The 17,133-nt window shown below is 37.9% G+C and carries 29 protein-coding genes and 1 pseudogene; 4 read left to right on the forward strand and 26 right to left on the reverse strand.

From position 1 onward, the window contains the following. Positions 1-57 precede the first annotated feature (57 nt). The 6 genes from AC2INI_RS06860 to AC2INI_RS06885 all read right to left on the reverse strand — a co-directional run bounded on the left by AC2INI_RS06860 (position 58) and on the right by AC2INI_RS06885 (position 3,730). On the reverse strand, positions 58-495 hold the full coding sequence (locus AC2INI_RS06860; protein ID WP_045102045.1) for a PaaI family thioesterase: 438 nt from the start codon (positions 493-495) through the stop codon (positions 58-60). A gap of 133 nt (positions 496-628) precedes the next feature. After that, positions 629-1,291, reverse strand: coding sequence for a hypothetical protein (locus tag AC2INI_RS06865; RefSeq protein WP_486304413.1), 663 nt, complete (start codon positions 1,289-1,291; stop codon positions 629-631). Positions 1,292-1,363: 72 nt separating this feature from the next. Next, a complete protein-coding gene (locus AC2INI_RS06870) occupies positions 1,364-2,164 on the reverse strand; it encodes a PhzF family phenazine biosynthesis protein (protein WP_486304414.1) in 801 nt (266 codons plus the stop codon). A 16-nt stretch (positions 2,165-2,180) separates the two neighbouring features. Continuing rightward, positions 2,181-2,606, reverse strand: a complete 426-nt coding sequence (locus AC2INI_RS06875; protein ID WP_486304415.1) for a DUF1090 domain-containing protein — start codon at positions 2,604-2,606, stop codon at positions 2,181-2,183. 207 nt (positions 2,607-2,813) lie between these two features. Then, the gene (locus AC2INI_RS06880; protein ID WP_486304416.1) at positions 2,814-3,359 is read right to left on the reverse strand and encodes a sugar O-acetyltransferase; all 546 of its coding nucleotides are present in this window, start codon (positions 3,357-3,359) and stop codon (positions 2,814-2,816) included. 107 nt (positions 3,360-3,466) lie between these two features. Continuing rightward, positions 3,467-3,730, reverse strand: coding sequence for a hypothetical protein (locus AC2INI_RS06885; RefSeq protein WP_486304417.1), 264 nt, complete (start codon positions 3,728-3,730; stop codon positions 3,467-3,469). 171 nt (positions 3,731-3,901) lie between these two features. Between AC2INI_RS06885 and AC2INI_RS06890 the strand changes: the two genes are divergently transcribed. Then, the gene (locus tag AC2INI_RS06890; protein WP_486304418.1) at positions 3,902-4,675 is read left to right on the forward strand and encodes a carbohydrate deacetylase; all 774 of its coding nucleotides are present in this window, start codon (positions 3,902-3,904) and stop codon (positions 4,673-4,675) included. On the opposite strand, the gene AC2INI_RS06895 is transcribed toward AC2INI_RS06890, so the two are convergent. From AC2INI_RS06895 to AC2INI_RS06905, 3 genes are all read right to left on the reverse strand, one after another. Next, complete coding sequence (locus AC2INI_RS06895; RefSeq protein WP_122034712.1) at positions 4,665-5,060, reverse strand: ACT domain-containing protein; 396 nt, start codon at positions 5,058-5,060, stop codon at positions 4,665-4,667. The two genes, AC2INI_RS06890 and AC2INI_RS06895, sit on opposite strands and share 11 nt — an antisense overlap. Positions 5,061-5,104: 44 nt before the next feature. Next, a complete protein-coding gene (locus AC2INI_RS06900) occupies positions 5,105-5,452 on the reverse strand; it encodes a RidA family protein (protein WP_122034711.1) in 348 nt (115 codons plus the stop codon). A gap of 120 nt (positions 5,453-5,572) precedes the next feature. Next, positions 5,573-6,079: a hypothetical protein gene (locus AC2INI_RS06905; RefSeq protein WP_486304419.1), complete on the reverse strand. Its 507-nt coding sequence runs from the start codon at positions 6,077-6,079 to the stop codon at positions 5,573-5,575. A 150-nt stretch (positions 6,080-6,229) separates the two neighbouring features. Between AC2INI_RS06905 and AC2INI_RS06910 the strand changes: the two genes are divergently transcribed. Continuing rightward, the gene (locus AC2INI_RS06910) at positions 6,230-6,553 is read left to right on the forward strand and encodes a hypothetical protein (protein ID WP_486304420.1); all 324 of its coding nucleotides are present in this window, start codon (positions 6,230-6,232) and stop codon (positions 6,551-6,553) included. Here AC2INI_RS06910 and AC2INI_RS06915 read toward each other — a convergent pair. The 16 genes and pseudogenes from AC2INI_RS06915 to AC2INI_RS06990 all read right to left on the reverse strand — a co-directional run bounded on the left by AC2INI_RS06915 (position 6,545) and on the right by AC2INI_RS06990 (position 15,045). After that, entirely contained in the window at positions 6,545-7,024 is a 480-nt protein-coding gene (locus tag AC2INI_RS06915; RefSeq protein WP_122034707.1) for a hypothetical protein, read from the reverse strand. The two genes, AC2INI_RS06910 and AC2INI_RS06915, sit on opposite strands and share 9 nt — an antisense overlap. Further along, positions 7,025-7,378: a YkgJ family cysteine cluster protein gene (locus tag AC2INI_RS06920; protein ID WP_486305705.1), complete on the reverse strand. Its 354-nt coding sequence runs from the start codon at positions 7,376-7,378 to the stop codon at positions 7,025-7,027. Positions 7,379-7,383: 5 nt separating this feature from the next. Continuing rightward, a complete protein-coding gene (locus AC2INI_RS06925; RefSeq protein ID WP_122034703.1) occupies positions 7,384-7,719 on the reverse strand; it encodes a zinc ribbon domain-containing protein YjdM in 336 nt (111 codons plus the stop codon). Between the two features lie 108 nt (positions 7,720-7,827). Then, positions 7,828-7,959 carry a hypothetical protein gene (locus AC2INI_RS06930; protein WP_274443168.1) on the reverse strand — a complete coding sequence of 44 codons (132 nt, stop codon included), beginning with the start codon at positions 7,957-7,959 and terminating at the stop codon, positions 7,828-7,830. Between the two features lie 102 nt (positions 7,960-8,061). Next, positions 8,062-8,343: a hypothetical protein gene (locus AC2INI_RS06935; RefSeq protein ID WP_486304421.1), complete on the reverse strand. Its 282-nt coding sequence runs from the start codon at positions 8,341-8,343 to the stop codon at positions 8,062-8,064. 93 nt (positions 8,344-8,436) lie between these two features. Continuing rightward, a complete protein-coding gene (locus tag AC2INI_RS06940; RefSeq protein WP_486304422.1) occupies positions 8,437-9,198 on the reverse strand; it encodes a ribonuclease H1 domain-containing protein in 762 nt (253 codons plus the stop codon). 111 nt (positions 9,199-9,309) lie between these two features. Next, positions 9,310-10,191: a DMT family transporter gene (locus AC2INI_RS06945; protein ID WP_486304423.1), complete on the reverse strand. Its 882-nt coding sequence runs from the start codon at positions 10,189-10,191 to the stop codon at positions 9,310-9,312. 23 nt (positions 10,192-10,214) lie between these two features. Next, positions 10,215-10,985, reverse strand: coding sequence for a GNAT family N-acetyltransferase (locus tag AC2INI_RS06950; RefSeq protein ID WP_486304424.1), 771 nt, complete (start codon positions 10,983-10,985; stop codon positions 10,215-10,217). Positions 10,986-11,037: 52 nt separating this feature from the next. Next, positions 11,038-11,634, reverse strand: coding sequence for a glutathione S-transferase family protein (locus AC2INI_RS06955; RefSeq protein WP_486304425.1), 597 nt, complete (start codon positions 11,632-11,634; stop codon positions 11,038-11,040). Positions 11,635-11,837: 203 nt separating this feature from the next. Then, positions 11,838-12,329 carry a type II secretion system protein gene (locus tag AC2INI_RS06960; protein ID WP_486304426.1) on the reverse strand — a complete coding sequence of 164 codons (492 nt, stop codon included), beginning with the start codon at positions 12,327-12,329 and terminating at the stop codon, positions 11,838-11,840. A 244-nt stretch (positions 12,330-12,573) separates the two neighbouring features. After that, entirely contained in the window at positions 12,574-13,356 is a 783-nt protein-coding gene (locus AC2INI_RS06965; RefSeq protein ID WP_486304427.1) for a phosphotransferase, read from the reverse strand. Positions 13,357-13,382: 26 nt separating this feature from the next. After that, complete coding sequence (locus AC2INI_RS06970; protein ID WP_486305738.1) at positions 13,383-13,565, reverse strand: hypothetical protein; 183 nt, start codon at positions 13,563-13,565, stop codon at positions 13,383-13,385. Continuing rightward, a pseudogene (locus tag AC2INI_RS06975) lies at positions 13,560-13,723 on the reverse strand (transcriptional regulator); the annotation flags it as partial. The gene AC2INI_RS06970 and the pseudogene AC2INI_RS06975, both read right to left, overlap by 6 nt. Positions 13,724-13,758: 35 nt before the next feature. After that, a complete protein-coding gene (locus tag AC2INI_RS06980) occupies positions 13,759-14,211 on the reverse strand; it encodes an NUDIX hydrolase (protein ID WP_486304428.1) in 453 nt (150 codons plus the stop codon). A gap of 21 nt (positions 14,212-14,232) precedes the next feature. Then, entirely contained in the window at positions 14,233-14,565 is a 333-nt protein-coding gene (locus tag AC2INI_RS06985) for a YnfA family protein (protein ID WP_045102021.1), read from the reverse strand. 78 nt (positions 14,566-14,643) lie between these two features. Continuing rightward, a complete protein-coding gene (locus AC2INI_RS06990) occupies positions 14,644-15,045 on the reverse strand; it encodes a YunG family protein (RefSeq protein ID WP_122034671.1) in 402 nt (133 codons plus the stop codon). A 236-nt stretch (positions 15,046-15,281) separates the two neighbouring features. On the opposite strand from AC2INI_RS06990, the gene AC2INI_RS06995 reads away from it, so the two are divergent. Together AC2INI_RS06995 and AC2INI_RS07000 are read left to right on the forward strand one after the other, a co-directional pair. Next, on the forward strand, positions 15,282-15,554 hold the full coding sequence (locus tag AC2INI_RS06995) for a type II toxin-antitoxin system TacA family antitoxin (RefSeq protein WP_045102015.1): 273 nt from the start codon (positions 15,282-15,284) through the stop codon (positions 15,552-15,554). Beyond that, the gene (locus AC2INI_RS07000; RefSeq protein ID WP_486305706.1) at positions 15,551-16,057 is read left to right on the forward strand and encodes a GNAT family N-acetyltransferase; all 507 of its coding nucleotides are present in this window, start codon (positions 15,551-15,553) and stop codon (positions 16,055-16,057) included. The genes AC2INI_RS06995 and AC2INI_RS07000 overlap by 4 nt, the downstream gene beginning before the upstream one ends. 86 nt (positions 16,058-16,143) lie before the next feature. On the opposite strand, the gene AC2INI_RS07005 is transcribed toward AC2INI_RS07000, so the two are convergent. Beyond that, positions 16,144-17,025, reverse strand: coding sequence for an NAD-dependent epimerase/dehydratase family protein (locus tag AC2INI_RS07005; RefSeq protein ID WP_486304429.1), 882 nt, complete (start codon positions 17,023-17,025; stop codon positions 16,144-16,146). Between the last annotated feature and the right edge of the window lie 108 nt (positions 17,026-17,133).

Below are 17,133 nucleotides of genomic sequence, written 5' to 3' on the forward strand. Positions count from 1 at the left end.
AATATACCGCTCTTAGCTGTTTAACCCTTTTCTCTTATTTACTCTTATAAATCGCTCTTACTTATCCCGATAGATCATACAAGTTGCGGTCGCATGGGCATATAAAGTCCCTTTTTCATCTTTCAAACTTCCTTCCGATATCCCCAAAGAATAACCAGATTGAATCACCCGGCTTTCTGCAATCAATAACGTATTTTTAGGGATGGCTCTGAGCATCTTTACATGCAAATCAATCGTTCCATACCCAATATTCGGCTCTAATGTCGTATGAACAGCGCAACCTGTCACTAAATCCATCACCGTTGCGAAGAAACCACCATGTACGCCACCAAGTGGGTTTAAGTGTCGTTCGTCAGCCATCGCTTCAAACACCACGTTGCCATATTCTGCTGAGATAATTTTCATTGGAACAACATCAGCCATTGATGGATGAGGAAAATCCCCCGTCACCATTGCCTGCATTAATTCTAAGCCTGATAGCTTTTCAGTGAGCATCACATTTCCTTATGTATTTTATTAGTATTGTTATCTACATTAATAAAAATACCGCTTAAATAAAGAAACGCTATTATCCCTTAGTCATAGTGTGAGCCAGGTTCTATCTGGACCGACCACTAATCAAGTCAGATCATTCAGATTGTCTCTCCATCTTTAACTCTGCAGATACTTTAGTCACACGAACTGAAATTGCAATACAGATCAAATAAGGGCTCAAATACCAAAATAGCTCTTCTAATGGGTGTTTCTTTGTTTCTAATACCGTACTTTCATAGACATATTTTTGAGTCTGATAATTATCAAACATGCCTTGCAACCACATGACATCCGAATCGATCAAATCAGAACTAAATGTGATTTTTGGCAAACTATCAAACGTCACATTGGGTAATTCGTTAAAATTTATTGATTGTAAATAGCGCGCAGATTCAGAAAGCCATAAGCAAGATTGTTGCGATGCAATCCCCTCATCGACTCTTGCATCATTCGCACATAAGAAACTGTTTAATTGATTCACGGTATAATCATTTATAGATTCTAGACTTAACACCGCTCGTGTATGTTCAGTATCAGCCCAATCACTCGCCACTCTTGATCTGACTTCAGAAACCGTCCCCATCAAACCAATACCAGCAACAATAGGCCAAAGATAATCAATTTTTTTCCATTGTATTTTAGACAAATTTTTACCGCACCAAAGCGGAATATGAAGAAAGCCAGTAAGTAATAACGTCATAAAGAAAAAGAAGGTCGAATTAGAGAGAATAATCTCACTACTAAAAAAGCTGTCCATAACTACCTATTTAAAAACAGAAATACAAAGGTGAAGCCATTAACCTTAACCCTTTTTATTTATAAATGACGCCTATATTATCAATTTACCTTTTATTGTTGTTACCGCAGAACCAATTAACTTAATTCGACCCGTTGGTAATAATTCAGTACTAATATAACCACCACGAGATGAGGCTTGGTAACCATTCAAGAGCAATTTATTTAATTTATTAGACCAATACACGGTTAATGCACAATGCGCGGAACCCGTAACAGGGTCTTCATTAATCCCTACCCACGGAGCAAAGTAACGAGAAACAAAATCTAACTCATCAGATAATGATTCTGCAGTAACAAGTACACCACGACCAGCCAGTTGCTTTAATCCATCAAAATTAGGCGAAAGATTACGTAACGCTGCTTCACTTTTAATTTCAATAAAATCTTTAGTATCGAATTGACCAAATGATACGACGTCTTTCTCTTCAATACCTAAATGTAGAAGTAAGTCTTTCTTTTTAATATCAGTAAATGTCAGCTCTGTAGCAGGAAAATCGAGCGCTATGCTTGAGTCTTGTAATTTTGCCGACAATACTCCTGACAAGGTATTAAAGATAATGGTGTCATCAATACTCGCTATTCCTATTTCTTTTAAGATATGCGCAACAGCCAAGGTTCCATGACCGCATAAATTCACTTCCACTTCTGGAGTAAACCATCTTAACTTCATATCAAAAAGAGAAAGAAATGCCGTTTCTGAAACCGCCATTTCCTCAGCAATTGACAACATAAGCGCTTCTGTTAATCCATGCTCTGTAATACACACTCCTGCAGGATTTCCTTTAAACGCTTCTGTAGTGAATGAATCCACTTGATAGATATCTAAATCCATTATCGACCCCTGATTTTTATTTAATTCTCATTAACTCTTTTTTAAGCTTTTCAATCTCTTGCTCTTTTTCTTTAATCTTACGTTGATATTTATCTACTTTATCTGCTTTTTGATCTTGCTTCGCTTCAATCAAATCTGAATGGTCTTCCGCTATTTCTTCATTCAGCTCTTCAATCTCTTCTTTTAAATCGCTTTTAATGTTCTCATTAGTACAATAGGTATGCACTTCTTCAAGCGCAATATTTAATCCTTTTAATTTGTGTCCATTTCCATTCTCTTTAGCAAAAGAGATCTGTTTTTCAATTTCACAGCTTTTTTGGTCACAACCAACTTTAGTACTGCAATCAGTAAGAGATGACGTTTGAGCCATTACCGCTCCTGAAAAAAAGGCACCACAGCTCATTGTAGAAACTAAAAGTAAGCGTAATGTTTTCTGTCTCATGATCATTATCCTAATATTTATAATTCCATTAATTTACATCATGTTGGTTCTACTTATGTGAAATATAGGTAAGAGTTTCTGGTATAACGACAATTCTAGTTCATAGTTTAAGCAGTATCGTTTTACTTTCATTTCTTTTTATTTAAAAATAAAACACCCAATAACCTAAGGCCACTGGGTGCATAATAAATACCGTTTTTTCATCGCTTAAATGGATTTGATCACCCGACAAGGATTACCAACAGCAACACTATTATCTGGGATGTCACGGTTAACGACACTGCCCGCTCCAATCACGCAATTATTACCAATCTTAACACCTGGTAAAATAGAAACATTACCGCCAACCCAAACATCATTGCCGATAGAAATACTCACACCATATTCTGTTTTTTGGCGCTCAATAGGGTTTAAAGGATGGGTACCCGTTGAGATCATTACATGCGGACCAAATAATACGTTATCACCAATCGTCACTTTGCATACATCAACAATCGTCAGATTATGATTTGAGTAAAAGTTGCTGCCAATTTCAATATTATAGCCATAGTCACAAAAAAAGTTAGGTTCCATATGAGCTTGGTCTTTAATACATAAAAGCCCTTTTAGAATCGCCATTCTTTCATCTAGTTGAGTTGGATCTGCTAGGTTAAATTTATGGCAAACTGCCTTAGCATTCATACGATCATTTAATAATGTTTTATCCCAAGCATCGTACGGAAGACCGGCTAACATCTTTTCTTTTTCAGTCATTTAAAATCCCAGAAAGTTTAATAAAAACAATTATCTTAGAATTATACTCAACATCAAAAGCACAGAACGTGACACACACTTATTAATCTGATTATTTTACTTTGCCATCACTTAGCACGAAACAGGCAGTGCGATAATTTAGCACCCAACATAAAGAAAACACTCGCAGCAATAAAAAACAGAACACAAGTTACAATGTAACTAATACTTACGGATAACCCGAGTCCAAAGGACAGAGAAAAGGCAATGCCTTGAAATGCTTCGTAAGGCCACTGATATATTGGGAAATGAGAACCAATAGACATCGCAGTAATAAGTCCAATTAAACCTAAAAATGAAATGACCATTCCCATGATTGTTGCTTTGTTCATATAATTCACGCTTAACCTTAATACTTATCTAATATCTTAAAAAACCGAGGGATCTATCACGCATTAGCCTTCGTTATTCACGAGGTTATTATACTCACTTGTCAATTCCGATTAAATGACTTACTAATAGACTTAGCAGCCCAAGAAATAATGATATTAGGATAAATAGTCATGAAATTAATCATGAATGCCGATGATTTTGGCTTATCAGAAAGTGTGAATAATGGCATCGTTGAATGCTTTAAGTCAGGTATCGTTACCTCAACCACAATAATGATGAATCAAAAAGGCGTTAAGCACGCAACATTGCTGTATAAACAAGGCTTAGTTCCTGAGATTGGTCTGCACTTTACCGTCACTGCAGGGCAACCATTGTCAGATCCTGCCACAGTTTCAAGCCTAATTGATGCTAATGGGTACTTCCTCAATAGAAAAATACTAATGACTAAAAATGTCTGCGAAGAAGAGGTCTATATTGAGCTTAAGGCGCAGTATAATGCCGCAATTAAGGCAGGTTTTGACATTAATCATATTGATAGTCACCATTTCGCTGGTGTATACCCGCCATTAAAAAAAGCATTTATTCGATTTGCTAATGAAACTGGACTTCCTGTTCGTCGCATAGATAATATTGTAAGTGGCCAAGATGGACTAACAGTACCTACTCCAGATGCATTTGGCGCTCAATTTTTTGATGACGGAGTATCTCTTGAGCAGTTACAAGCCCTACTTTTAACCTATAAAGACACGCTTTCTTCTAATGGTATTTTAGAACTCATGTGCCATCCAAGTACAGAAGATAACTCTGACCTTACTGAACTAACAAGCTATCTAGCTATGCGTGTGGTAGAGAGAGATTTATTAACATCACCCGAGTTATTACATTGGCTTAAGGCTGAAGGAATTGAATGTGTAGGCTTTAATGCCTTAGCTTTTAGCTGCTAAATTCTTTTAAAGCAGTTAATGCGAGCTCGGCCTTCTCTTTTTGAATAAAAATATGATCATGGTAATAAGCGGCAATGACATTTGCACTAATGCCATATGATTTCAGTTTGTTTGCAACCGCAGCAGTTAAGCCTACTGCATCCAAACTAGAATGTACCATTAGAGTGATTAAACGATAAACACCGTCGAATTCAAACTTACCTCGACGTGCTTCCTCTAGGCTTAACACTAATGTTAGGCCCTCACGTTCTTGATATGTTGCTAGCGGGTTATATTGAACGTATTCACTCAATGCCCCCTTCACAGTACAAAAAACATAGTCGCCATCCATTAATTGTGGCGACATTGATGTTAATAGCATATCTAAATCCGTCATCCCTGACATCTTAACTCCTACTTATCTATCTTAAAATCGAATGAAAACGAACATTACTTAACAGCTGCCACGAATGCAATTTCCACTAAATACGCAGGATCTGCCAACTCAACTTTTAGACACGCTCGACTTGGTGCGCACCCTTCTGGTAACCAGTTGATCCACGCTTCGTTTAAAATACTTAGGTTTGCAAAATCCGTTACATAGATAGTCACAGACACAAGGCGTGATTTGTCACTATTCACACTTGCTAGCATCTCTTCAGCTTGTGCAAATACTTGTTCTACTTGACCTAACATATCTGCCGTTTCATCAAATGGCACTTCAACAAAGTGTGCCATCTTATTAAAAACAGTTACATCAGACCATTTAGCGCTTGGATTAATACGTTGGATATCCATTGTTCAATAACACTCAGTTATAAATTATCGAGGCGCATTTTGCTCAACATTTGATCTTTTGTCACCATAATTTTATAAAAAATAATCACTATTTATGCCGCGTTAATGATGTCCATCACACTATGGTAGTAACGTATTAATATCTGGGTCTTTATTGTATTCAAACCAAAAATCAAACGCGTCACTAATAATGCGTTCATCCTCAGTGGAATTAAAATCAATCTCTATCTTTTGCTTAATTGAACTTATCGAAACCACGGTTGCTTGTAGATCTGTCGCGACAAGAGCTTTCATATCACGATGCTCAACACGCTTATAGGCATTCAGTAATTGATCTAGTTGGTATAGGACTGGATGCTTTCGTTTGATTCTTTCTAGAATAAGATTACGTTGGCTATCATTCCATCCTTGCGATTCTTTTTGCTCATGGAAGAAGTAGTCCAAAACAGTATTCATCGATTCCATGGCATTAAGAAGCAATCGAAGTCGATGATAGTTTGCTGTTAAATCGAAACTCTTCTGTTTTCTCTGTGATTCCACCAAACCAAAGTATTCAAAACAGTTTTCTAATGCAATGTAATTTAAGTAATTCTGATGACTGTCTAAAGGGCCATTTAAAAGAGACATAATCGCGCACCTCCTACTCCTTTATTAACTCTATTATAGTAGATTTTCTATTATCTACTTTTAGGGTTCTTTTGATTGCAATATTAGTTATCACTTATAATAACCTTACTTATGCTATCTTAACCTATTATAAAATTGAGTTAATTTATCATGGTTCATATTTCCCAAATCGTACCACTTATCGAAAAACAACTTCGAGAGCTACAGCCAAAAGAAGCAATTCAATTCAAAACGTATAAAAAAGATCGCGGCTTTCTTATCTACTGTATCAATACAACAGAGTATCAAATCATAGAGAATGGATTTAAAAATGCATCATTTATTGGAGACGCTGCAAGCACTAAAAAACAAGCCAAGAAATCTCTAAAACGAGAGTTTCCACGAAGCAATAGTGTTTGGGTTGAATACTTTCAAAACCTAAGCTCACCATTAGATATCAAAACGCATCATTCAGATCAAATGACATTATTCTAATAACGTGCTCTCAAGCTTATCCGACATAGCATCAAACTGATCGATTATTTGTTTATAGCCGTATTGCGAAGGGAGTTCCCTATTCTCACAGCTCGATTTAGTAAGAACACCCGGTATTAATTGCAGTTGAAAACGAGCCTTATTATCTCGTGCCATTAATCGAAAATCATATTCAGAGTAACAATATAATTCGCTTGTTGGTGAGGTTTTCCAACCGATAACACCTTTACCTATCAAAGTACCATTTGTTTGGTTAGCTACTCGAATAACTGGTTGGCTTTGCCCGTACATTTTAAGAATGTGTTTACGTGCTTTTCCCCATAACACATTTTGCTTAGCATTAAGTTCATTATAAGTATAAGTCTGTGGTTGAATATCAGATGCCAAAATTGGCAGTTCTAATGGCGTTAAATGTGTGCAGCCAACAAGTACAGAGCTCACGATTAGAGCGATAATAGATACTGTTTTCATTTAAACCAGTACTTGGCGTGTATTTCTATTAAAATGATGCACTAACTTCTCAATGTTCTCATCAACCATTTCCTCTGGTCGACAACCATTAGGACAAGCCAGACGTGGTGTTGTACCAAACAAACGACAAATTAATGGACGCTCTCCATACACAGTACAACCATGAGGTCCCAAATGCACGCAGTTATATTCTTCTAATGCAGTTTCATGCTCGGCATCTGTTTTTACAGGCAAACGGCGCATTTCTTCCGCAGACGCAGTGACTGGCCCACAACAATCGTGACACCCTTTTGTGCATTCAAATGATGGAATATGGCTACGTAAGATTTCAATTACCTCTCCATTATTACTCATCACCGTTAGGCCTTTTTTACAAACTGAGCGGTAACCATCATTTCACCAACGCCATCAACTTTACAATCTAATTGATGATCTTTTCCATCGACGATGCGTTTAACAATGGCTTTTGTGCCGACTTTAATCACTAAAGAACTGCCTTTTACTTTTAGATCTTTCGCTACCGTAACTTTATCGCCTTCTTCCAATAATGTTCCATTTGCGTCTTTTACGATGACTCTTGCCTCCATTAACGCTTCTTCAGGGTTCCATTCATGAGCGCATTCAGGACAAATAAGATTATTTTGGTCTTGGTAAACGAATTCTGAGTTACATACAGGGCAAGGAGGAAGAGACATGTTCATTACTTCTTATTGATTAAACTTATCCCTATAGTAATAGGTCTATTTTATCATTGCGAGTAGATTCGAGTGTTTAAATAAACGCACTCATTATATAAAATGCGCTTAGTCGTGGTTTTTACTATCTAAATGATCTTGATATTTTTTAGTAATCCATTGGTGTAAATGTAGGCCAGTGTTCTTTTTTACTAAGAACGCAATTAATGCCAAAACACCTATTCCGATAACGGTACCCATGACACACTCCTTGTTAATAACTAAAAATCTTAGATGCAATCAGTATAAATCGCCTTTAGCAGACGATATATACATATCAATGTGTAAACCTAGTTAGGCATACTAAAGCAGCGCAACACCTTCTATTTCGATCACTGAATTGGCATCAGCTCTCTCAATAACTTTCAACAATGTTGTTTGAATCAATTCATTTTCTCTTATTTCAGTCTCACAAGAGAAGCGTTCTTCTTGTGCGCTATCACCTTCTCCCATCGTGAATTGAACCACCACTTCGGTTGCACAATCTTTCGTTGCTCCGTAATAAGCCAACGTAATTTTAGGGTAGCCATGGAAACCTTTCTTAACCTGTTTAGCGATGCGTTTTTTAGCTTTATCCAAATTCATACTACTTCCTTTTTATTACCAAACCAGAGAAAAACCAGAGTGTGTCACTAAAATTAGAACACATTTATTTCTATAAAATTGTGTATGTATTTCTTAACCTGCACGAAGCGCTAAAATTTTCGCTATGTCTGTCGTTTCTCGATAAAGAGTTAACGACGCATCTTTAGATTCAATCGCTACAATCGACATTCTATCCGCCAATTCATTGCCTTCAATGCCAACGTGACCGTTAACATGATAGATTTCCACTTTGCTCGCTATCTCTTGATACAACGCATACATTGGTTTAATGATGTCTAAGTTTTTGATTTCTCCACTTGCTTTCGTCCAGCCTTTCTTTGCCCAGCCTTCAGCCCATTGAGTTATACTTTGTATCGCATAAGTAGAGTCACAGTAGATAGCAACTGAATGCCCTTTCGCCATTTTCTCTTTTGCCAATATAAAAGCTTGATGCAATCCATTTAACTCAGCAGTATTGTTTGTACCTACCGCTTGATAAATACCATACCACAATTCACTTATCTTATTATTCTCATAGATCGCAATACCAGCACCCGCCTCACCAGGGTTAGGGACACTTGCCCCATCCGTGAAGATTTTAATATCAAATAGCATATCCGTTATTTGTTTTTGAGTAAGAGGCGTCTTTTTTGACTTACTTGGTGTTTTCGCCGTCTTAGCAGCAGATGATTGAATACTCGATTTATTGCCAAAAGCCGATTCAGCCTCAACTAATGAAGGAAATGATTTATACCTCGCTCCGGCAAATTTATCGACTTGAGCTTTACATTGAGCCCATGTTGTAAATATTCCTGTTTCGCGACCTTCCCAGACTACGTAGTATTTTTGAGCCAATCTATTTCCCTTACTTAAAATATGCAATTAAGCCTAAATTTACCACTTAATACGGTAAACCCAAAACCAATCTAAGAATATCGAATCAAGTAAACCGTGTTGATATGATTATTACGCTCGTTTATGTGCAAATTTCCATCGACCAATCAGCACAGTTAAGATCCCACCAAGGACAAGTAAGCATGCTATAACTAGCCGAAGACTAATTGATTCTGAGACAAATATAACCCCACCGATTGCTGCTATAACGGGAACCGATAATTGAACAACGGCAGCCTCTATTTCTGATAAACCACCTAGTGCGACATACCAAATTGTATAACCTAACGCTGACGCGAAAGCACCTGAAAGAATCGCTAATACCACCCCATAAAATGAAATCTCCATCATTGGGAAGGTAATGGCAATCAAGCATAAAACTAAAGGGATGGTATATTTAAAATTAAGCGCACTATCTCCCATAGGATCAACCGATCCACGACCAGACAATGTGTATATTCCCCAGGCAATACCTGACAATCCCATTAAAACAAAGCCTGAGAAGCTAGGTGTCGTCAGTGTCGGATAAACTAAATAAGCAAGACCACTAAAAGAGATAGCAATGCCTAGCCACTCCGAGACATGTAATTTATTTCCCTTCACTATACTGGTGATTATCATTGTAAGTTGAACAGCACCAAATAAAACAAGCGCACCCGTCCCTGTATCCAATAATATATACGCAAATGAAAAGGTAATCGCATAGAGAAAAAGCATAAATCCTGTTTTCCAGTGACCGCCTTTCTTTTCAGAAATACTGGGGAATGATTTAGTTTTGAAACGAAACAAGATGAAAAACATGAGAACGCCAGATAAAAGACGTATCGCAGTAAAGCTTGATGCATCAATGGCATCATCTTTCAGTGCTATTCTGCATAGTACCGAATTTGCAGCAAACGCAATTAATGCAGCAATGGTATATCCCATCGTTTGAATGTTTTTTATATTTATCACCTATCTTAATCTCTTTGGGTATATCAAATTTTAGTCCTCAACGTATATGGCGTTGTTTTCGCAACAAATTGAAAACCATACTTTTCTACAATTGGTTTACTCATATCAGACGCATCAATAATTAAATACTGGATATCACGCTTGATAGCATCATTAATTCGCTGATGCAAAAGAGTCGAATAATAGCCCTTGCCTCGGTACTCTTTAAGTGTACTGCCACCCCAGATCCCTGCAAATGGACTATTGGCCGTATAAACAACCCACCCAGACGCAACGGGTAAATCATTTTCATAAATAACATAGATTGTTAAATCATCAGGGGCTGATTTTTTCGCATTAATAAGTTGAGCTAATTGGCCGCTAAAGTCGCCGCCCCATACTTGCTCTTGGACAGAAATAGCATCCTTTATTCCTTGTTTGTCACTCACCTCGATACATGCATCGTGATCAACATCTATCATAGAAAGCTCATCTAAACTAAGCGCCATGAAGGATTCTGACTCACCCTTTTCAAATCCATGGGATATCAATTTTTTATCAATTGAGGTTGGTAAATCAGTATCGTAAACCTTCCACTCAAAAGATAGATCACGCTGTGCAAAATACGCTTTTTCTCTTTCGATAACACTGTCTATATTTTCATCATTTAGGTCAAAGAATGATATAAAACTGCCATATTGGGTACCAGAAACAAATTTAACGACCTCAGGAGTGACTACTTTTGTATAGCCACCGAGAGTGCTTCCTTTTCGTTCGTATTCATTATAAATACGAGTAACTTCCTGTATGTTCATATTTACTTCAAAACAGTTAATTGCTCATTATCTTTGCTTTGTTAACTCTAAATTACGCCATACCAACGTACCCTGATGTTAATTGAATACGGCGACACCAATCTTGAATTGCTGGATAACGAGTTAAATCAAAACCACCTTCATCGGCAACATGGCTATAAGCATAAAGAGAAATATCAGCAATGGTCATTTCATTGCCAACTAAATACTTAGTTTGGGTTAATTGATTTTCCATTAATTGAAGCGCTTTATGTCCACCCTTTTGAAGTGAAAGATATTCGTCTTCCCTTTCTTTAGGCATACCTAAGTATTTTTGAATAAAACGAGCGACCGCAATGAAAGGCTCATGGCTATATTGTTCAAAGAATAACCACTCATACACCTTGGCTTTCAAATAGGTATCTGTTGGTAGGAATACCGTGTTCTCAGAAAAATACCCTAAGATGGCATTCGATTCACACAGATAACGACCATCATCCAATTCTACTGCTGGGATTTTTCCATTGGGGTATTTAGATAGGAATTCAGCGGTTTTTGTTTCACCATCTAAAATATTCACATGAATCCACTCATGCTCAATATTTAAAAAGGATAATAACATCTTAACTTTTAAACAGTTTCCGGATTGTAGGTCACCATACACTTTCATTTACGTCCTCCTTGACGATTTTATTTAACGCCTGAAAACACACTAGCCAGTATGCAGATTAGACCTAAACTTATCACTTAAACACGATAAACCCAAAGAAACCTTGAATCCCGAATGTAGTAAATCGTGTTGATGAACAAGCAATTGTCTCTGTGACTTCAACTAGTAACCAAGTTTCAGGATAGAAGCCTCGGTATTATGAGTTAACAATCTCGGTAATATTTAGTGATCTTTAAGTCACCGTAAGCGAGTTGATTATTAGCACCAAAATTACCAAAACTTCTTGAAATCATAACAAAGCATTGCTCCGTTCTCGATTTACTAAAATCGACATCCTCCCCCAAGCCAATCATTAGTAGTGGAATATTATTGCCCATAAAATTCTCCATTGAATAGCCTGTCGTATTCATCGCATTTTTTACATTATCGGCTTTTAAACTGATATAACCACGGTTCACGTACACATCAGTTCCGGGCAATAAAACGTCACCATCGCTATCATCAACTCCCGTAATGGCCGCTTTGCTCACTGCTATGGTATCTGCCGTATGGAACTGTGCAATAAAACCATCCAATGCAGCGATACGTGCATCTGATTGTGAATTGAGAAATTTAGGTGCGGCAACGACTGAAAGAATACCAAGAAGAACGATTACGACGACGAGCTCTATTAGAGTAAAACCACTGCTTTTCATTATTTACCTAGCGAATTATACTGATCTATTTATTATTTATAAAACATAACACATTTGATAAGTTCGATCAGGCGTAGAAAGTAATAATTCACAAAATGAATGTTGATTGCCTTTTTATTCACCAGTAAACATAGAGATCTGAGAAAACAGCTATCATTGGTTGCATTAGAAAAGTGGTTGTAACTCTAAATTCGATGTGAGAGGTGAAGGTATGCGGAATGAAAAGCACCAAGCGTTGTTATAATCACTTTTTACCAACCAATACATCGGTAATATACTGCTTATTGTCACTCAAATATTGGATATCTGCTAGGTACGCTAAATGATGACCATCTCTGATATTTTCGATAAAAGCTTGATTGCCATTACTTGCTTCATTATGCATATGGTCAACCAACGCTTGAACTCTCTCTGTCATTGCTTTAACTAAAGCCAAACGATCAACATCAAGCAAACCATAAGCATCACAAAACTGCTTAGCTCGTATAGATTGAGATCCTAAATTCCCCATTGCATCGTATTCATTGGTTTTGAATGGAGCCCAACAATACACGGCATAAGCGATATCCCAAACTCTCGGCGCTGGATGCGCAGTATCAAAATCGATAATACCCACGACTTCTAAGCCAATCAGAGCAACATTGTATGGCGCGTAGTCTCCATGACAGATAACTTCCATGGGCTCTCTACTAGGGAGCATCCACTCTAGTGATTCAACCGAATGATTTAATAGAAACGAACTCGATGCATCGTGGTATAAACGAAGAAGTTTAGCAGCCGAAGTTAGTGCTTCAGTCGTGGCAATATTACCTTTTAGCGGATAATTGAAAACGTCTCCTTCGACATAAGATAAGATTTCATTATCTTTATCATCAAAACCGTAAGGCTTAGGGGCTGCATTAAAGCCATTCTCGGTAATATGGGACAACAAACTATGTATAGTTTCAGACCACTTACCACGTGGTCGATAAACCTTGTGTTCAGAGCGAAAAACCTGCCCTTCACGGCCACCTTGAAGTTCTTCCATGAATTTCCTTATGAGTGATTTATTTGTTAGGCTTTTATCGACTTAACCATTTGAAGGTCATTTAGAATAGTGCCATCAAGACGTTCTTTACCAACTCGATTATTGGTTATATTTTCAACTTTCTTAAATACTAAATCACAAGCTTTCGACGTTAATTCAACTTGTAGCTTCCGAAATAATTTCCAATCTTTCTCTGAGACAGATGACATATTGAGTTGCTCCCGAATACTGACGATTTCCTCTGGTGAGACATTTAGTTCACTGAGTCATTTACTTGGTGAGTTTTGAGAGTAACTTTACCCTCTGAATGCTCTTTAGCTTCAACAAGAGCTGAACTTAACGCTGAAAATAGATCACGATTGCTCATGCCGCCATTCCTCCATAGAAGATTTAAATGGTTTATTAGCCAACATCTACCCGATAAAGCGCATTGACTGGCTTTTCTACAAAATACGACCACACGTGCTTAAACACTGCGTGCTGATTTGGAAATGGGGCCAACCCTAGCGCGTCTTCTAAACTACACCACTTATATTCTGTATGCTCTTCATTTAGAACCACCTCTTGCTCTGGTGGGCACATCACAACGAAAACAGGGATAAGCTGAATTACATTCACACTCGCTTCATAAAACTGCTCTAAAAACTGAGCGTTGTATAGGTTTGAGACTTCAATTTGAGTCTCTTCCTTAAACTCACGAACGATAGCATCAATGCCAGTTTCATCTTCTTCAATTGAGCCAGCGACATGACACCAAAAGCCACCTTTTACTCTTTTCATGAGTAGCATTTTCACTTCGCCATCAATTTTAGATAATGCCACGCCTGACACAATTGATGTATTTAATGGGATCATAATTAACCTCTTAAAGTGTTGTTATGTCGTTCTTGGGGCAAACATTATGATTGCCATTCCTAGTATCGCGACTGAAGCACCTACAATATCCCACAAGCTAGGACGAATGCCATCTACGACCCACAACCATAAAATTGCGACAAAAATATAGACACCACCGTAAGCGGCATAAACCCTACCAGCAGCTGTCGGATGTAAAGACAATAACCATGCAAATAGAGCAAGACAGAAAGCTGCAGGCACTAATAACCAGATAGATTTATCTTCTTTTAACCAAAGGTATGGCAAGTAGCAGCCCAATATTTCTGCAATAGCGGTTACAAAGAAAAGCCCTATGGTTTTGATTTCTAGCAATTTAAACTCCTATTTTTTCTGCAACCGAACAACGCCTTCATAACACGTTTGCTACCATGTAGATTATCATTTAAATTGTTAGGTAGAGACTTCCGCTTCTACCCGATAACTTTCCAATTTACTACGAACCAAATTTGATAAGTTCAAATACCGGTCAGCTCCATTCTTTGGTGGTTTATCTGGTCTTTCAAATGAAGAAGGTTCTTTTAGTTCTTCACTTTCCCAGAATTGATCGCCAGTTGAATCAAGTAGAGTACCATCGGGTAACTCGTTTGAGTAATGAAAGCCAACTTGCTCTTCACGCAAAAATACCTTCCATAGAACTAGTTTTCCGCCAAAATAGTCGTTAATTATGAGCGCAGATATTCCACATTGCCCACGACTTGGATTAGATTGAGTCCAGTTTTCTGGTTCCTCAGTGCTTTCTAAAGACCAGCTATCCTGAAGAGCTTTTAATACATCACTTATACTTGGTTTCATATGCTCTACTTGAAACTCCTTAGTTACCTAACGCCTGCATAACACGTTTACTACTATACAATCATACTTGAAATTGACGCCTTAAAACGAGAAACCCCAGACAACCTGAGATGCCGAGTATAGTAAAACGTGTTGATGCATTTTTTAACTGCGTGCCAAAGTGACACCAACTTGTCATCGTATAATAATTAAACTAGAATTCACTTGTGCCACTTTGACACGGAATGGAGATTATTATGGCGACTGCATTACCTCGTATTACAGCACGTGTAGATATTGAGACACAAGAACTACTGTCTCAAGCTGCGGCTATTGCCGGTATGTCTAGCATTAACTCATTTGTGCTGAGTGCGGCTGTAGAAAAAGCAAAAACCATTATGGAACGTGAACGTGCCTTACAACTAAGTCAGCAAGATGCTATGAGTTTAATGACTGCGTTAGACCAACCAGCCAAACCAAATAGCAAGTTACAACAAGCCGCTTCACGTTATATGAATAAAACTCAATAATGAATACTGTCCAATTAGAAAAAGCTAAACATGACCGAAACCGTTTTGATTGTGGTATTACCTCACTCAATAATTACTTGAAAGTTATGGCAAGCCAACAAGCTAAGAAAGACAATACTCGTACCTTTGTTCTTGAAGATAAACAATGTCCTGTGCACATTATTGGTTATTACACATTAACCATGACTCCGATTGATATTCAGAATTTACCTCCTAAATTACAGAAGAAACATCACAGTGTAACTTCTGGTGGTTTGATTGCCCGCTTAGCCGTTGACCATAGATACAAAGGTCAGGGGTTCGGTGAATGGCTTTTGATTGATGCGCTTAGAAAACTATTAATGGCAAGTGAAACAGTCGCCTTCCCTGTTGTCATAGTTGACGCAAAAGATGGCGCTGAATATTTCTATGAAAAATACGGTTTTACTGCGTTCAAAGACGCTGATAACAAACTGTTTATTACAATTGCAGACATTAGAGCCAGTATCGGTGAATTAATTTAAACCGAGAACCAGTTAACGAGACTGTAGGATTTCTCCTTCACCCAGCCCCAATAAAAAACCTACCAACATTTCATCATAGTCGTTTGTTAGCTGCGTTTCAAAATTGGTAATACTTCTGCTGTTTCAGTATCTAGCATGTCCAAAACACTTTCAAAACCATGTATAGGTAACCAGCCTAATTTCTCACGTGCGGACGATGAATCATATACGCGATCTAAGCTTTGAGGTAACTGCCAATTTCTTTGTTTAAATGCTAGCGCGATTTCAGGGCACTTACGCTTGATGACAGCTCCAGCATCAGTATATAGAGCTTCGCAATCAGAAAGATGAAAAGGTGTTGCCCCTGAGATGATAAAACGATTAAAACCACTTAGCCGTTTTTCCACAGCAGATAAATGAGCATTTGCTACATCGCGAGCATCAATACCACGAGTCAAACGAAATACTGCCATTGCATCCGCAGGCTCAGGAAAGCATCTCGACATTTGGAGCACAGTCACTGGAAGCTGAAACAGATTTGAAATTTCTTCTAGCTTAGTCTCAGCCGCAATTTTACTTTTATGATAAATCGACTTGGGTTGCGGGATAACTTCCTCATCAACCCAACCTGCAATACTTTTAGGCGTCGAAGCATAGCCGTATAATGCAGTTGTACTGGTAAAAATAAAGTGCTTAATACCTGCTTTTACACCAGCCAAAGCCAGTTGTTCAGTCGCGTCTACGTTGATAGATTGAAACTCTGAATCAGGTACTAATCCAACATGAGGGGCATGAAGAGCCGCTGTATGAATGATGACATCGATATTTTCAAGAACCCCATCCATCATAGCACTATCACGAATATCACCAACGTAATCAGCTGTTGAGCAAGGCGTTTTATCAATGCCTACTACGTCATGTGTTCGCATTAATTTAATATAGATTGCACGCCCAACTCTACCCGCAGAGCCTGTTACCAAGATTCTCATTTAAGACACCTTACTAATTGTTGACCTCAAAGCAGCGAAGGCCACGTTAAACACAAAACCCAACGATAAAATGAAAAAAGCCATGCGTTGGAAATCTGTCTTAACGCA

This window comes from Aliivibrio friggae (assembly GCF_057368515.1).

Bases quoted from the DNA above. Each gene is read 5' to 3' on its own strand.
- AC2INI_RS06860 (WP_045102045.1), bottom strand. From the start codon at position 495: ATGCTCACTGAAAAGCTATCAGGCTTAGAATTAATGCAGGCAATGGTG.
- AC2INI_RS06865 (WP_486304413.1), bottom strand. From the start codon at position 1,291: ATGGACAGCTTTTTTAGTAGTGAGATTATTCTCTCTAATTCGACCTTC.
- AC2INI_RS06870 (WP_486304414.1), bottom strand. From the start codon at position 2,164: ATGGATTTAGATATCTATCAAGTGGATTCATTCACTACAGAAGCGTTT.
- AC2INI_RS06875 (WP_486304415.1), bottom strand. From the start codon at position 2,606: ATGAGACAGAAAACATTACGCTTACTTTTAGTTTCTACAATGAGCTGT.
- AC2INI_RS06880 (WP_486304416.1), bottom strand. From the start codon at position 3,359: ATGACTGAAAAAGAAAAGATGTTAGCCGGTCTTCCGTACGATGCTTGG.
- AC2INI_RS06885 (WP_486304417.1), bottom strand. From the start codon at position 3,730: ATGAACAAAGCAACAATCATGGGAATGGTCATTTCATTTTTAGGTTTA.
- AC2INI_RS06890 (WP_486304418.1), top strand. From the start codon at position 3,902: ATGAAATTAATCATGAATGCCGATGATTTTGGCTTATCAGAAAGTGTG.
- AC2INI_RS06895 (WP_122034712.1), bottom strand. From the start codon at position 5,060: ATGTCAGGGATGACGGATTTAGATATGCTATTAACATCAATGTCGCCA.
- AC2INI_RS06900 (WP_122034711.1), bottom strand. From the start codon at position 5,452: ATGGATATCCAACGTATTAATCCAAGCGCTAAATGGTCTGATGTAACT.
- AC2INI_RS06905 (WP_486304419.1), bottom strand. From the start codon at position 6,079: ATGTCTCTTTTAAATGGCCCTTTAGACAGTCATCAGAATTACTTAAAT.
- AC2INI_RS06910 (WP_486304420.1), top strand. From the start codon at position 6,230: ATGGTTCATATTTCCCAAATCGTACCACTTATCGAAAAACAACTTCGA.
- AC2INI_RS06915 (WP_122034707.1), bottom strand. From the start codon at position 7,024: ATGAAAACAGTATCTATTATCGCTCTAATCGTGAGCTCTGTACTTGTT.
- AC2INI_RS06920 (WP_486305705.1), bottom strand. From the start codon at position 7,378: ATGAGTAATAATGGAGAGGTAATTGAAATCTTACGTAGCCATATTCCA.
- AC2INI_RS06925 (WP_122034703.1), bottom strand. From the start codon at position 7,719: ATGTCTCTTCCTCCTTGCCCTGTATGTAACTCAGAATTCGTTTACCAA.
- AC2INI_RS06930 (WP_274443168.1), bottom strand. From the start codon at position 7,959: ATGGGTACCGTTATCGGAATAGGTGTTTTGGCATTAATTGCGTTCTTA.
- AC2INI_RS06935 (WP_486304421.1), bottom strand. From the start codon at position 8,343: ATGAATTTGGATAAAGCTAAAAAACGCATCGCTAAACAGGTTAAGAAA.
- AC2INI_RS06950 (WP_486304424.1), bottom strand. From the start codon at position 10,985: ATGAACATACAGGAAGTTACTCGTATTTATAATGAATACGAACGAAAA.
- AC2INI_RS06955 (WP_486304425.1), bottom strand. From the start codon at position 11,634: ATGAAAGTGTATGGTGACCTACAATCCGGAAACTGTTTAAAAGTTAAG.
- AC2INI_RS06960 (WP_486304426.1), bottom strand. From the start codon at position 12,329: ATGAAAAGCAGTGGTTTTACTCTAATAGAGCTCGTCGTCGTAATCGTT.
- AC2INI_RS06965 (WP_486304427.1), bottom strand. From the start codon at position 13,356: ATGGAAGAACTTCAAGGTGGCCGTGAAGGGCAGGTTTTTCGCTCTGAA.
- AC2INI_RS06970 (WP_486305738.1), bottom strand. From the start codon at position 13,565: ATGTCATCTGTCTCAGAGAAAGATTGGAAATTATTTCGGAAGCTACAA.
- AC2INI_RS06980 (WP_486304428.1), bottom strand. From the start codon at position 14,211: ATGATCCCATTAAATACATCAATTGTGTCAGGCGTGGCATTATCTAAA.
- AC2INI_RS06990 (WP_122034671.1), bottom strand. From the start codon at position 15,045: ATGAAACCAAGTATAAGTGATGTATTAAAAGCTCTTCAGGATAGCTGG.
- AC2INI_RS06995 (WP_045102015.1), top strand. From the start codon at position 15,282: ATGGCGACTGCATTACCTCGTATTACAGCACGTGTAGATATTGAGACA.
- AC2INI_RS07005 (WP_486304429.1), bottom strand. From the start codon at position 17,025: ATGAGAATCTTGGTAACAGGCTCTGCGGGTAGAGTTGGGCGTGCAATC.